The organism is Streptomyces sp. LZ34 (genome assembly GCF_053890475.1).
Genome location: NZ_CM132680.1, coordinates 11,248,304 through 11,261,359, shown reverse-complemented (window position 1 = coordinate 11,261,359; position 13,056 = coordinate 11,248,304). Strand labels below are relative to the sequence as shown.

At 69.4% G+C, this 13,056-nt stretch carries 11 protein-coding genes and 2 pseudogenes; 8 read left to right on the top strand and 5 right to left on the bottom strand.

Translation table 11 applies throughout. The annotated features are described in order from the left end of the window. Positions 1-99: 99 nt before the first annotated feature. A pseudogene (locus ACWY4P_RS48620) lies at positions 100-439 on the bottom strand (ISAzo13-like element transposase-related protein); the annotation flags it as partial. Positions 440-1,022: 583 nt separating this feature from the next. On the opposite strand from ACWY4P_RS48620, the gene ltrA reads away from it, so the two are divergent. Further along, on the top strand, positions 1,023-2,285 hold the full coding sequence (ltrA, locus tag ACWY4P_RS48615; protein WP_456207198.1) for a group II intron reverse transcriptase/maturase: 1,263 nt from the start codon (positions 1,023-1,025) through the stop codon (positions 2,283-2,285). Positions 2,286-2,371: 86 nt separating this feature from the next. Here the strand turns inward: ltrA and ACWY4P_RS48610 are convergent. Together ACWY4P_RS48610 and ACWY4P_RS48605 are read right to left on the bottom strand one after the other, a co-directional pair. Then, positions 2,372-3,239, bottom strand: a pseudogene (locus ACWY4P_RS48610) (ISAzo13 family transposase); the annotation flags it as partial. A 54-nt stretch (positions 3,240-3,293) separates the two neighbouring features. Further along, a complete protein-coding gene (locus ACWY4P_RS48605; protein WP_456207197.1) occupies positions 3,294-3,725 on the bottom strand; it encodes a nuclear transport factor 2 family protein in 432 nt (143 codons plus the stop codon). 88 nt (positions 3,726-3,813) lie between these two features. Here ACWY4P_RS48605 and ACWY4P_RS48600 point away from each other — a divergent pair, with 88 nt between their 5' ends. From ACWY4P_RS48600 to ACWY4P_RS48585, 4 genes are all read left to right on the top strand, one after another. Then, the gene (locus ACWY4P_RS48600) at positions 3,814-4,383 is read left to right on the top strand and encodes a PadR family transcriptional regulator (protein ID WP_456207196.1); all 570 of its coding nucleotides are present in this window, start codon (positions 3,814-3,816) and stop codon (positions 4,381-4,383) included. Then, on the top strand, positions 4,370-5,188 hold the full coding sequence (locus ACWY4P_RS48595) for an SGNH/GDSL hydrolase family protein (protein WP_456207195.1): 819 nt from the start codon (positions 4,370-4,372) through the stop codon (positions 5,186-5,188). Before ACWY4P_RS48600 ends, ACWY4P_RS48595 begins: the two co-directional genes overlap by 14 nt. A gap of 432 nt (positions 5,189-5,620) precedes the next feature. Further along, complete coding sequence (locus tag ACWY4P_RS48590; protein ID WP_456207194.1) at positions 5,621-6,001, top strand: MFS transporter; 381 nt, start codon at positions 5,621-5,623, stop codon at positions 5,999-6,001. Beyond that, positions 5,989-6,735, top strand: coding sequence for an MFS transporter (locus ACWY4P_RS48585; RefSeq protein WP_456207193.1), 747 nt, complete (start codon positions 5,989-5,991; stop codon positions 6,733-6,735). The genes ACWY4P_RS48590 and ACWY4P_RS48585 overlap by 13 nt, the downstream gene beginning before the upstream one ends. Positions 6,736-7,094: 359 nt before the next feature. On the opposite strand, the gene ACWY4P_RS48580 is transcribed toward ACWY4P_RS48585, so the two are convergent. Beyond that, a complete protein-coding gene (locus ACWY4P_RS48580) occupies positions 7,095-8,180 on the bottom strand; it encodes a DUF5937 family protein (protein WP_456207192.1) in 1,086 nt (361 codons plus the stop codon). 99 nt (positions 8,181-8,279) lie between these two features. Between ACWY4P_RS48580 and ACWY4P_RS48575 the strand changes: the two genes are divergently transcribed. Then, positions 8,280-9,521: an MFS transporter gene (locus ACWY4P_RS48575; RefSeq protein WP_456207191.1), complete on the top strand. Its 1,242-nt coding sequence runs from the start codon at positions 8,280-8,282 to the stop codon at positions 9,519-9,521. 44 nt (positions 9,522-9,565) lie between these two features. On the opposite strand, the gene ACWY4P_RS48570 is transcribed toward ACWY4P_RS48575, so the two are convergent. Beyond that, entirely contained in the window at positions 9,566-10,114 is a 549-nt protein-coding gene (locus ACWY4P_RS48570) for a YciI family protein (protein ID WP_456207190.1), read from the bottom strand. Between the two features lie 179 nt (positions 10,115-10,293). On the opposite strand from ACWY4P_RS48570, the gene ACWY4P_RS48565 reads away from it, so the two are divergent. Together ACWY4P_RS48565 and ACWY4P_RS48560 are read left to right on the top strand one after the other, a co-directional pair. Beyond that, positions 10,294-11,718, top strand: a complete 1,425-nt coding sequence (locus ACWY4P_RS48565) for an RraA family protein (RefSeq protein WP_456207189.1) — start codon at positions 10,294-10,296, stop codon at positions 11,716-11,718. Further along, positions 11,715-13,052, top strand: coding sequence for a TRAP transporter large permease subunit (locus tag ACWY4P_RS48560; protein ID WP_456207188.1), 1,338 nt, complete (start codon positions 11,715-11,717; stop codon positions 13,050-13,052). Before ACWY4P_RS48565 ends, ACWY4P_RS48560 begins: the two co-directional genes overlap by 4 nt. The last annotated feature ends 4 nt before the right edge of the window (positions 13,053-13,056 follow it).

The window sequence follows — 13,056 nt, the reverse complement described above, 5'->3', positions numbered from 1 at the left end:
CTCCAGGGACTGTCCGGCAAAGCCGGTGGGGGTGTCCGGCCAGGGTCGTGAGCCCCTGAGGTGGGCCGCCTTGTGGCCCCTCTAAGGACTTGCAGATCATTAACACGTCGTCTTGATCTTGCTGTCGGGGTGGCTGCTTTGGGCAATGACCCGGGCCTGGAGGGCTGCGAGAGTGGTGGGCGGTGTGGTAGTCGGCGGGATGACGATGCTGTGAGCCTCGAGGAGTCTCCTGATCTTCAGCAGGGTGCGGTGCATGGTGTGGGGACAGTCCGGTCAGTGCGGGGTCGGACAGCAGGGCCCGGTCCCACTCCGACGTCGGTGTCTGCGGGTCTCGGGGCGCCGGGATGGTCGACTCGACGATGACTTCGTGGCTGGTCAGCGGGTGGCCGCGCCAGTTCATGGTGATGTGCGAGAAGAGCCGGTGCTCGATTTTGTTCCAGTGTGTCCTGAATGCAGAGGGAATTCGATGTAGGACGAGTTGCTTGAAGCAGTGCTGCGTGACCGATGAAGGATTGGCCCTTCGAAGCCGCCCTACGGGGGGAGGCTTTAAACCACCTCATGCTGCGTTGGCTGAAGACCGTCGTGGTGAGCGATGAGGAAAAGGCGCCGTGTAGGCGTCAGGTGGGGATCAGGGAGACGAACGCAAGTGAATCGTTGCTGACGTGTCGAAAAGATTCCGACGACATCAAAACCGGGGAGCTTGGAACCGCCCCGGGATAAGCCTGGCGGGAGCCCGTCGACTGGCCAGGCGGTGTCCGGCATGGAGACGACGTGAACCTGGTCTGCCGCGGTCACGTGGAACAGGAGAAGGCGCGTACCGATACAGCCCGTCCTGGTAGAGGTGGGCGAGAGGGAGCACCCCGAGCGGTTGTGCCGTGAAGGGGCCGAGTACCGACGCGGGACGCGCTGGCGGACCGGCTCGTAGTAGTGGAGAAGCCTCTGTAATGGGGGTGGAGCGAAGGGGCCGGGTCGTCCGTGACTGTGTTGATCGCATCAACCGGACGGTGTCCGGGAGGAGTTCGGTGAGCCAGTTGAAGTCACAGGCCAAGCCGTTTGAGATTTCCAAGTGGGAAGTCAAGGAAGCATGGGAGGAAGTCAGGGCTAACAAGGGGGCACCGGGAGTGGACGGGCAGAGCATCGCCGACTTCGAGAAGGACCTGAAGAACAATCTCTATAGGATCTGGAACCGAATGTCGTCGGGCTCCTACTTTCCTCCGCCGGTGCGTGCGGTGGCTATTCCTAAGCCTCATGGCGGCGGTGAGAGAATCCTCGGGATTCCCGCCGTCGCTGATCGTGTGGCTCAGACCGTAGTGGCCCGGCATTTGGTGCGGAGGGTGGATCCTATTTTCCATCCGGACAGCTTCGGGTACCGGCCCGGACGGTCCGCCTTGGATGCCGTGGAGAAGTGTCGGGAACGCAGTTGGAAACGGGACTGGGTTGTCGAGTTCGACATCTCCCAGTTCTTCGACAGTGTGCCCTGGGACCTCCTGGTCAAGGCGGTGGAAGCGCACACCGACGCCGTTTGGGTGAAGTTGTATGTGCGGAGGTGGCTTGCCGCCCCGCTCAAGATGCCCGACGGCACCCTGCTGGAACGGGAATGCGGGACGCCACAAGGAGCCCCGGTTTCTCCCGTTTTGGCGAACCTGTTCCTGCACTACGCGTTCGACGTCTGGATGGCCCGGGAGTTCCCTGCTGTCTCGTTCGAACGCTATGCGGACGATGCGGTCGTGCACTGCGTCACCGAGCGCCAGGCCCGCCAGGTGCTGGCCGCGCTCTCGGACAGGATGGCCGAGGTCGGGCTGCGTCTGCACCCGGCCAAGACCCGGATCGTGTACTGCCAGGACGGATTGCGGCGCGGCTCGTACGAGCACACGTCTTTCACGTTCCTGGGGTTCACGTTCCAACAGCGCCAAATGCGGGACAAGAACGGCCGCATCAGATGGTCGTTCCGTCCCGCGGTCAGCAGGGACGCCCTCAAACGACTCGGCGAGGAGGTCCGCTCCTGGCGGCTCCACCGACGGGTCAACCTCACCGTGGAAGAACTCGCGCAGCGGATCAATCCGATCGTCGCGGGCTGGATGCAGTACTACGGCCGGTTCTACCGATCGGCCTTGTATCCACTTCTGATGCGCATCAACGCCTACCTGGTGCGCTGGCTCCGCAACAAGTACAGACGGTTTCGTGCGATGAGGAAGGCCATCGCGGCCTTCCAAAGGGCAGCCAAGCGCCGCCCGGGGATGTTCGCGCAGTGGAGATGGGTCAGTTCCCCCTCCTTGGCCTGGTGATCAGGACGACAAGAGCCGTATGACGAGAGATCGTCACGTACGGATCTGTGGGAGCCGGAGGGTGCGAATCCCTCCGGCTACCCGACCTTCGATGTGCCGGGTGGCAGGTGGCAGACCGTGATGGTCAGGCCCGTCTCGGCGGCGAGCCGGGCGAGTTCGAGCTTCCAGGCCCGGGTGCGGTAGCCGTTGGAACCGCCCGCGTCGGCGGTGATCAGCAGCCGTGTCGCCTGCGGGTAGGCGGTGGTGCCCTGGCCGTGCCACCAGCGATGGAATGGCCTTGCCCAGCTTCGGGTCGGCGAAGTCGTGGATGTGCACTGGCACCGGGTCACCAGCAGGCCGCCACGACCGACCGCTGTTCTTGAACTCTCCGACGAGTTCCTTCTTCTTGGTGTCCACGCTGATCACCGGCTGGCCGGCATCCCGGTGCGCACGTGCCTGCTCGTTGAGACAGCGGAACTGGGCATCGCGGTCCGCGTGCCGGCCGCCCTCCAGGGTCTTGGCATTGGCCTGCAGGCTGAAGCCCTCCTCTCGCAGCAGTGCAGCAACGGTGTCCGCGCTGATTCGGTGTCCGGCCCGGGCCAGCTCGCGAGCGAAGGTGCGGGTCGACTTCACCGTCCACCGCAGCGGCGACATCGGATCACCGCGCTCGTCCGGCTCGACCAGCGCCAGCAGTGCGGGCCGCAACCCCGGATCGAGGTCCGCGATCCGCTTGCGTCCTCCGCCCGGCCGCCGCACCCGCCTCAACGGGGCCTCGCCGGCCTCCAGCTCGAGCACCCCCCTGCGGACCGTCGTCTCACTTACCCCGGCCGCCCGCGCAACGGCCCGGATACCGCCATGCCCCAGCACCCGGGCCTCCGCTCCCATCAGCAAGCGCCGCTGCCGCTCGTCGAGATGCGGGAACAAGACCGGAAACTTCACAGCGAGTTGGGCACGAACCTCGTCCGGGATGCGCATACCACACCAACGAGCCCCAGCACGGGAAGCAACACCTTGATTCCCTGCAAGCCCTTAGCGGTCGACGGCCTCGGGGACGAGGCCGTCGGCGACCAGGCCCGCAAGTACCGCCTGACCCAGGGCGTGCACAGCGGACTGAGGGCGAACCATCACGGTGAACTCCTTGATCCGGCCTGCCCCGTCGAACTGGAGCAGGTCGATCCCGTGGATCTGCTTGCCGTTCACGGTGGCCCGGAAGAGCAGAATCGCCGACGGAGCTTCTTCGCCGTCGGCACTGGTCTCGGCCGCGCCCTCGAAGTGTCCGATGTAGCGGAAGCCCTCGAAGGTGCGCAGCAGGACGCCGAAGAGTCCCAGCACCATGGGCTTGCCCTCGAAGGGCGTGAACTTCACGGGGCTGTAGAGGCGGATGTCCTCGGTGAACAGGTTTTCCAGTGAGGCGAGTTCGCCCTTCTCCACGGCAGCGCGGAAGCGTTCAGCAGTCTCCATGACCCCTCCCCCAATACTCAAGGATATGACTAATCATATTCTTGAGTATGATGCAGCGGCGGACGAGGAAAGGGAAGGGGCTGCTTCGATGGCCTTGCGGCATGCGGTGCTGGCGGCGCTGCTGGACGGCGAGTACAGCGGATACCAGTTGGCGAAGGCGTTCGACATCGGCGTCGCGAACTTCTGGCACGCCCTGCCGCAGCAGCTGTACGCCGAGCTGACCAAGCTGGAGAAGGAAGGGCTGGTCGCGGGCCGGCAGGTGGTCCAGGAGACCCGGCCCAACAAACGTCTGTTCCAGGTCACCGACGCCGGTCGCGCCGAGCTGGAGAAGTTCGCCGCAGCCGTATCGAAGCCCTCGTTCATCCGCGACGATCTGCTCGTCAAGGTCCAGGTCGCCGACCGCATCGGCACGGCGCCGGTGATCGAACAGCTCGAAGAGCGAGCGTCCGCGGCTGAGGCCAAGATCGAACTTCTCGGCGATCTGCTGCGGCAGCTGCGCGGCGATACGGACGAGGAGGAGTTCCTGCGCCGGGGCGAGCGGATCGGGCCGTACCTGACCTGCCTGCGCGGCCTGGCCTTTGAGCAGGAACACCGGGACTGGTGCCTACGGATCGCAGCCGTCCTCAAGGAAAGGCAGTCGACTCATGCCGAACGGTGAATACCTGCGCTACGTCGCCCTGGGCGACAGCCAGACCGAAGGGCTCGGCGACGGGGACGACGCCGTCGGCCTACGGGGCTTTGCCGACCGGCTCGCCGAGCACCTCGCGGCCGTCAACCCGGAGCTTCGGTACGCCAACCTTGCCGTACGAGGCCGTGTCGCCGGCCAGGTCCGCGCTGAACAGCTGGGGCCTGCCCTGGCCCTGCGCCCGGACCTGGCCAGTGTCGTCGCCGGGGTCAACGACCTGCTCCGGCCCCGGTTTGACGCCGCCGAGGTGGCCGGACACCTGGAAGACATGTTCGCCGCGCTCACGGCCGCCGGGGCCCAGGTGGTGACGCTGACCTTCCCCGACGTGGGGAAGATCGTGCCCCTTGCCCGGCCGATCAGGTCCCGCGCGTTCGACCTCAATGCCCGCATCCGCGCCGCGGCCGCCCGTCACGGGGTCACGGTCGCCGAAACCGCCCAGCACACCGTCGCCACCGATCCGCGGCTGTGGAGTGCGGACCGGCTCCACGCCAGCCCCCTCGGCCACGAGCGGATCGCCGCAGCCATCGCCCAAGCCATCCACCTGCCCGGAAGCGACGACGCCTGGACGCTCCCCCTGCCACCACAGAGGGTTCCCGCGGGCTGGCAAGCCGCAGGAGCCGAACTGCGCTGGGCGGCCGCATTCCTCGGCCCCTGGCTCGGACGCCGTCTGCGCGGTCAGTCCTCCGGCGACGGCCGCACCGCGAAACGCCCCCAGCTCCTGCCCCTGAGTGTCACGCCCGACTCCGCGGCGGACACCGGTCAACGGGATTCTTCGTAAGGACAGCGTCGTCCTGGTCGGCATCGAGGTCCAGGCCGCGGTGCGCGGACTGACCAGCGGCGTCCTCCGTACCGCCGTGCCGGAGTTGGTCATGTGCCCCGGTCCGCCGATCAGGTGGCCGCCTGACGGCCCGGCTCCCCGGCGGGGGCCTGCGGGCTGTGGTGGCGAAGCCGGAGGAATGCGGGGGCGTGCACGACAGGGACCGGCATGCCACGGCGGCGCCGGCCGCCGCCGTCCTGGGGTTCTTCGTGATCACCCTGGACGCGACGATCGTGAACGTCGCGCTGCCCTCGATCCGTGACGCGCTGGGCGGTGGCATCACCGGATTGCAGTGGGTGGTGGACGGCTACACGCTGATGTTCGCCGCCCTGCTGCTGTCGGCCGGCGCTGTCGGACCGGATCAGTGCCCGCCGTGCTTTCGCGGGCGGCCTGGTGCTGTTCGTGCTCGCCTCGGTGGCCTGCGGGCCGGCGCCCTCGCTGTCGGCACTGGTCGCCGCGCGGGTGGTGCAGGGCATCGGCTCGGCCGTCACCATGCCGACGTCGATGGCGCTGGTGCGCCACGCCTACCCCGGCTTGGCTCGCCGGGCCCGCGCGGTGGGGGTGTGGGCGCTGGGCGGCGCTGTCGCGGCGGCGGCCGGACCCGTGCTCGGCGGTGTGCTCAGCCTGGCGTCCTGGCGGATGATCTTCTGGATCAACCTGCCGGTCGGCCTCGTCACCCTGCTGCTCCTCGCCCGTGCCCCGCAGTCGCCCCCCCCCCGGCGCCGTTCGACTGGATCGGGCAGGTCACCTGCATCCTGGCCATGGGCGGGCTGACCTTCGCCGCCATCGAGGCCGGCGAGGCCGGGCTCACCGCGCCGCAGGTCCTCGGGGCGCTCGGCTTGGCCGTGGTGGCGTTCGCCGCGTTCGTGTGGGCGCAGGCCAAGGGCGCGCACCCGATGGTGCCGCTGGAGCTGTTCCGATCCAAGACGGTGGTGATCGCCACGGGCATCGGGTTCGCGTTCATGGTCGGCTTCTACGGGCTGCCGTTCCTGTTCAGCCTCTACTTCCAGCAGCAGCACGGCATGTCCGCGCTGGCCGCGGGCATCGCGTTCCTGCCGATGATGCTGCTCAGCGCCTTCCTGACCCCTCTGTCGACGCGGATCGCGGAGCGCACCGGCCCCAGGGTGCCGATCATCACGGGCCTTGTGCTGATCGCTGCCGGGTCCGTGGCCCTGGCCCTCGTGCCCGCCTCGGCGCCGGTGTGGCTGACCGCGCTGCTGCTGATCCCGGTCGGGTCGGCAGGCCCGCTGGTGATGCCCCCGACCACCGCCCTGCTGCTGGAGCACGTGCCCGCCCAGCAGACCGGCACCGCCAGCGGTGTGTTCAACACCAGCCGGCAGGTCGGTGGCGCCCTGGCCGTGGCCGTCTTCGGCGCCCTGATCTCCGCCTCGGCGGGCTTCGAGCATGGGCTGCGCGTCAGCCTGGCGCTGGCCGCCGCCGTAGCGCTGGCCGCCGCGCTCGCCGCCACCGGCATGGCTGCCGCCCGACGCGGAGCGGCAGGGTCTTGAGCTGCACGGACACACCCTGGAGTACGCGGCCCGCGATGTCTGGGTCGTCCAGGTTGAGATAGGTGGGGTCGACGGCCACGCCTACGGTGGGGATCTGGAAGTAGTCGCCGACCCAGGCCGGCACCTGCCAGCCGTGCTCGGCGGCTACCGCCTCCGGCGCCATGGTGCTGCCGACGTGGGCGGCGTCGATCGCGCCGCCTCCACGGTCACGTCAGCACGCCCTACGCCATCAAGGCGCGCCTCCGGGCATGTGGGGCTATGTGACCGAATACCGTCGCCGAGCCGGCTCGCACGACGGCGCACAGCTTCCAGGTGCGCTGGAAGGCGCGGTCGCCCGCGTTCTGGCAGACCGAAGCCACTCAGCGCAGTACGGCCGCCAGCAGGTCGGCCCCCAGCGCCGTCAGGTCGGGCAGATTGAGGGAGTAACGGACGTAACGACCGCGCCGCCGGGCCGTGAGCAGGCCCGCGCGGCGCAGGACAGCGAGGTGGCGGGAAACCTCCGGGGGTGAAAGTTCCCAGGCGTGGGCCAGCTCACCGGTGGTGTGCGGGCCGCGGGCCAGGGTGCGCAGCAGCCGCAGCCGTACCGGATGTGCGAGTGCCTCCAGCCGTAGTGTGACCGTTTCCAGCGATACCGGCTCTGATGGACTCGGCTCGGCCACGGAGTACTGCACCACCGGCTGCCACCCGGGCGTGTGGACCACCACCAGGTGCGGGCTGCCGAAGACACTGGGGATGAAGGTGACCCCGGTGCCGTGGGCGGCGGTCGCCTTGTCCTGCAGCTTGTCCACGATGATGCAGTCGCCGTCCGGTGCCAGGGTGACCGCGCCGGAGACCGATGCGAGTGCCGCCCCGATGCCCTGGCGCTTCAGCAGGTCGTTCTTCAGGCGCAGGTCGGTGGCGAGCCGCACGGCGACGCCCGTCCAGGCGGCGTCGAAGAAGGCCTCGGCGCACTGTTCGAGGGTGTGGCGCACCCGCGCCCGCACCGCGGCCGGGTCCGCGAGCAGCCGTTCCGCGAAGGCCTCTTGCCGCGCGCCGCGGGCCTGGGCCAGGTCCAGGGCCCGCTCGCGCGCAGTCGCGTCGGTGAGCGGCGACGGCGCGGCGAAGTGGACCCGGTTGCTGCCGCACGTGGTGACGAGCGCGGCGGTCACATACGTTTCGTCGTCGATCCGGTCCACGTCGTCCAACTCCTCGGCGAGGGTCGGCCGAGGTCGGGCGGGGAGCAGGAAGTCGGCTTGTGAGGAACGCCAGAGGAACTCCGCCTCCCGCAACCGCTCGGCCAGCTCCGGCCGCAGCCCCGCCCAGACATCCCCGGCCCAGCCGGCGAGCTGCGGATGATGCCCGGGTTCGGCCAGCACGTGCAGCATCGCGGTCAGCTCGGCCAGCGGGGAGGCGGCGAACCGCAGTCGCCCGGACGGCAGGCCGCTGATGTCGATCCTCAACGTCATCCCTTCAGCATCGCTGACCGGATGCCCGGCGACGGCGTCGGTTGACGGTGTCCGTCAACCGACGTACTCGGCCGGGCGGCCGAACGCACCGTTGGCGCCATGGCAACCACCACCAAGATCCAGCCCCGCGCCCTCGTCCGTGCCTCCGGAGGCCCCCGCTATGCCGTCGCCCTGGCCGTGGATGCGCTCGGCACCGGCCTGCTGCGGCCCTTTCTGCTGCTCTACGGGGTGACGGTGCTGAGGCTGTCCGCGCCGGACACCGGCATCGCCATGACGGCCGGCGTCGTCGTGGGTCTGGTGTGCATGCCCGCGGTGGGCCGATGGCTGGACCGGGGCGCACGCAGCACGGTCGTGGCAGCGTCGATGCTGGTGCGGGTGGCGGGCGTGGCGCTGCTGCTGGCCACCCCGGCGGGCCACGTCTGGCTGTTCGCGACGGCGGCGCTCTTCCTCGGCATCGGCAACCAGGCATGGCCGGCCGCCCACGCAGCTCTCGTGGCCACGGTCGCCCACGGCCGGGAACGCGACGCCGCTCTCGCGGGAAGCCGCGCCCTGCGCAACGCCGGCCTGGGCGCGGGCGCGCTCCTCGCCACCGTATGCCTGGCGGGCGGCACGCCCGCATTGCAGGCGCTGGCAGCCGTCACCGGGCTCGCCTATCTCGCCGCGGCGGCCTTGGCGTGGTCGGTCCACCTGCACGCGTATCCGGCCGCTACCCCGGCCAAGGACAGGGCCGACGGGCCCGCACCTCGGATGCGCGTGCTGCTGGCCGCCAACGTGGTCTACGTCTTCTGCCTCAACGTCCCCGAAATCGCGCTCCCTCTGGTCCTGGTGACACAGTTGCACGCATCCCCGGTGTGGTCGGCGGCCATCTTCGTGGCCAACACGGTGCTGGTGGTCACCCTGCAGGTTCCGGTCACCGTCCTGATGTCCCGCTTCTCCCGGCGGACCGTGCTGGCTCTCGCCGGCGTGGTACTCGCCGCGTCCTACCTCGGCTTCCTCGCGGCCACCTCACTGGGACACGGCTGGGGCGCTCCGGCCGTCGCCACGGTGTCCGTGGTCTGCACTCTCGGCGAGATCATCTATGCCGGCAGCGCCACCGCGCTCGTCACCGCCCTCGCCCCGGCCCATGCCCTGGGACGCACCCTCGCCCGCTTCGAGCTCTCCACGGGCTTCGGCCTTGCCGTCTCCCCGGCGGTCATCACCGCTCTCGCACCCCACGGCTCGGCCGCCCTCTGGGGCAGCCTCGCCGCTGCGACGCTCCTCTCCGCCTCCGCCGTTGCCACCGAGAAGGATCAAGGAACACGGCTCAGCGGTTGCCGCCGCCGGGCGCGAACAGGCTCGTGAGCTCGGCAATCGCCTCTGGCGATGATTTTTCGGGTGGAACACGATCACTGCCGCCCGCCGAACTGCCAATTGTGCACCTCAATGTCGGCGTACCGGTCCGGGGTCAGGATGGCGCGTGCCGTGTCCGGGTCCGGCGCCCGGACCAACACCGCCGTGCCAAGCCAGGTGGCGCCGTTGTCGGACAGCAGCGGCCCGTAGGCGATCAGTTCGTCGCGGTCGGGCGGCATCGCGAGGTCGGCGGCCTGCCCCGCGCCGAGGCCGAGCACCAGGTACCGGTTGCCGCCGGTCCGGCCGCCGGGGAAGTCCCACATGGTGCGCCCCAGCGTGTTGCGCCACCGTCGCAGCAGCACGTCCCGGTAGACGCCGGCCTGGTAGTTCGGCTCGTCGAAGGCGAACGTGCGGGCAGCGGCGGGATCGGGCAGGTCGACGATGTGCACACTGCCCGTGAGTGTGTCGCCGTCGTCGGCAAGGGTCGGGCCCCGGGCGATCATCTCCTTCGCGTACCGGTCCATATAGGCCCAATGCTCTGCCAGCAGCTCGTAGCGCAGCGGCAGGGAGTCGGGCCGGTCGCGGTGGTAACAGAGGAACTCCATGCCCAATGATCTCTTGGGGAATGGCGTGCTCGATACGGGCCTCAGCGCCGCCTGAGACCAGCCCATCAGCCCAGAAGCGCCATTTGATCGATCATTTCGCACAGCCTTGACGGCCGCTTGCCGCACAGGCACCATCCTTTTCGCACATTGCGATAAAACTTATCACACAATGAGACACAATGAGAAACGAGTATTCGGTGATGGATGGCGAGGAGGCCACTTTGCGTGTCGGAGTGCTGGGTCTGGGCGAAGCCGGGGCCCTGTATGCGACGGGGTTCGTGGCGGCGGGATGGGCGGTGGCCGGGTTCGACCCGGGAGACGTGCCCACCCCGGACGGCGTCGAACGGACCGACAACGTCGGTGACGCGGTGCGTGACTGCGACCTGGTACTGGGGCTGACCGGGGCCAAGGCGGCTCTCGCGGTGGCCGGGGAAGCGGCTCCGCATCTGCGGGGCAGCGCGGTGTACGCGGACATGAACGCCGGGGCCCCCGAGTTGAAGAGGAAGATCGCCGACACGATCGCCGACGCTTCGCAGGCGGTCTTCGCGGATGTGGCGGTGATCGGGTCGGTGCCCAAGTTCCGCCACCACACCACCCTCGTGGTCAGCGGCCCCGGGGCGTCCATGGTCGCCGGCCATTTCGGCGCGCTGGGAGCGCCGGTGGAGGACCTGGGCAGGGAGACGGGTGCGGCCTCGGCGCGCAAGCTGCTGCGCAGCCTGTTCATGAAGGGGCTGGCCGCGGTCATCGTGCAGGCCGTGGACGCCGGCCGCGCGGCGGGCGACGAGCCGTGGGTACGTCAGCAGATCATCCACGAACTGGCCGACGGCGAAGAGGCGCTGGAGCGTCTGTACACGGGCACCTACAAGCACGGTCCGCGCCGCGCCGCCGAAGTGTCCGCGACGGCCGATCTGATGGCCGAGCTGAACCTTGACCCGACGCTGGCCAGGGCGATCAGCCATCTGCACACCCTCACGGCCCGCACCGACGGGCTGCGCGACACACCGCTGCTGTCCGACGATCTGCTCGCCGCCCATCAGGACCTTCCGACCGCGAACATCGGTGACGCGATGGACCGGCTGGATCTCCTGGACTCCGGCATCAGTCCGCTGTGGCCCGGCGCGCGGGCCATCGGCCGGGCCCTGACGGTGTGGACCCGAGCGGGCGACAACCAGGCCATCCACGAGGCCATAAAGATCGCGGCTCCGGGCGACATCATCGTCGTCAACGGGCAGGGCGACGTCTCCCGGGCGCTGATCGGAGAGCTGATCGCAGAACGTGCCCGAGCCCGCGGCGTGGTAGGCATGGTCCTGGACGGCGCCGCCCGCGACGTCGACGTCCTCGCCGAGATCGGCTTCCCCGTATGGGCTCGCGCGGTGACCCCGGCCGGGCCCTACAAGTACGGCCCCGGCCGGATCGGAGTTCCCGTGGCGGTGGGGGGTGTGGTCTGCCACCCCGGTGACCTGGTCGTGGGCGACAGCGACGGAGTCGCCGTCCTCCCCGCCGACGAGGCAGAGTCGGTCCTGGCGGCCGCGCGGGAGGTGGAGGCCGACGAGGCACATCGGCGGGACCTCATCCGCGCCGCCCAGGAAGGAGACGCGTCGTGATCGCCATATGGGCGCTGGGCTGCTACATGGCGGCCATCATCGTGTGGAACGCCGTCCTCAAGCGCAACATCGGCGAAGCACTGATGGTCGGGTTCGTGGTCACCTGTCTGTTCGCCGGCGGCGACATCGGGCACGTCATGTGGAGCGGCTTCACGGAGGCGATGCAGGAGGAGGTCACCTTCGCCGCGCTGGCGTTCGTGTTCATGAGCTATCTTCTGGCCCGCACCCCGGTCCTGGACCAGCTGCTGAACATCCTCAACTCCCTGTTCGGCCGACTGAGGGGCGGTCCCGTCTACACCTCCACCGTCGCCTCCGGTGTCTTCGGCGCCATCGCCCACGTGGGCGCGGCCGTCACCGCGGCAGTCGGCTCGGTGACCATCCCGTGGATGAAACGCTCCAAGGTCAGCGGCGAACTCGCCGCCACCGTCGCCGCGGGCGGCGCCGGCATGGGTGTCACCTTCCCCTTCAGCTCCACCATGTTCATCCTCATGGGATCTGCGGGCGTCGCCTCGCTGGCCACCACCGACGACATCGTGCTGCCGCTGTTCCTGGGCGGCCTGTGGTGCCTCGGCTACCGCATGGTCGCGGCCTTCCTGCTGGTACGCCGCCATGGGATCCAGCCCATCGACCGCGCCGACCTGATGCCCCTGCGCACGAGTCTGCGCGTGGGCTGGACCAGCTTGTTCCTGTTCGTCGGCATGGTGGTGCCGCTGCTGCTCACCCGCGGCCCCACCGGTGGTGCCCTGGGAGACTACGTCGGCGCCAAGATGTCGGACGCCATCAGCCTGATCACCTGGATCCCCGTGCTGCTCATCGCCACCGTCCTGCTGCTGGGCCGACGCCACCTCCCGCAGACCGGACGCGAATGGTGGCGGCTGCTGGGCGGCGCCGCACCGCAGTTCGGCGTCATCGGCGTCACCATCGTCGCCGCCTTCTCCGCCTCCAACGTGCTGGGCGAGCTGGGACTGCCCGAGCAGCTGACCGACCTGCTGGCTGATGTGAACGCACCGCTGTGGGCCATGGGGCTGATCGTCGGGGTCCTCGTCGTCGGAGTGGCCATCCCGCTCACCGCGAGCGCCACCATGGCCGCCATCGGCCCCGTCGCCGTCACCTCCCTGGTCGACGCCGGAGTGCCGGCCACCACCGCCTGCGTGGCCGTGCTGATCTTCGCCTCCACCGAGGGCGCCTCACCCCCCTCCGGAGCACCGATCTACGTCGCCAGCGGCATCGCCGGCGTCGACCCCGCCCGCACCTTCATGCCCCTGCTCGCCTACTACTGCGTCCCCATCCTGCTGATCGGCGCCGCCGTGGCCACCGGCGTCCTGCCCGTCTGACCCG

Bases quoted from the DNA above. Each gene is read 5' to 3' on its own strand.
- ACWY4P_RS48605 (WP_456207197.1), bottom strand. From the start codon at position 3,725: ATGGAGACTGCTGAACGCTTCCGCGCTGCCGTGGAGAAGGGCGAACTC.
- ACWY4P_RS48600 (WP_456207196.1), top strand. From the start codon at position 3,814: ATGGCCTTGCGGCATGCGGTGCTGGCGGCGCTGCTGGACGGCGAGTAC.
- ACWY4P_RS48595 (WP_456207195.1), top strand. From the start codon at position 4,370: ATGCCGAACGGTGAATACCTGCGCTACGTCGCCCTGGGCGACAGCCAG.
- ACWY4P_RS48585 (WP_456207193.1), top strand. From the start codon at position 5,989: ATGGGCGGGCTGACCTTCGCCGCCATCGAGGCCGGCGAGGCCGGGCTC.
- ACWY4P_RS48580 (WP_456207192.1), bottom strand. From the start codon at position 8,180: ATGACGTTGAGGATCGACATCAGCGGCCTGCCGTCCGGGCGACTGCGG.
- ACWY4P_RS48575 (WP_456207191.1), top strand. From the start codon at position 8,280: ATGGCAACCACCACCAAGATCCAGCCCCGCGCCCTCGTCCGTGCCTCC.
- ACWY4P_RS48570 (WP_456207190.1), bottom strand. From the start codon at position 10,114: ATGGAGTTCCTCTGTTACCACCGCGACCGGCCCGACTCCCTGCCGCTG.
- ACWY4P_RS48565 (WP_456207189.1), top strand. From the start codon at position 10,294: ATGAGAAACGAGTATTCGGTGATGGATGGCGAGGAGGCCACTTTGCGT.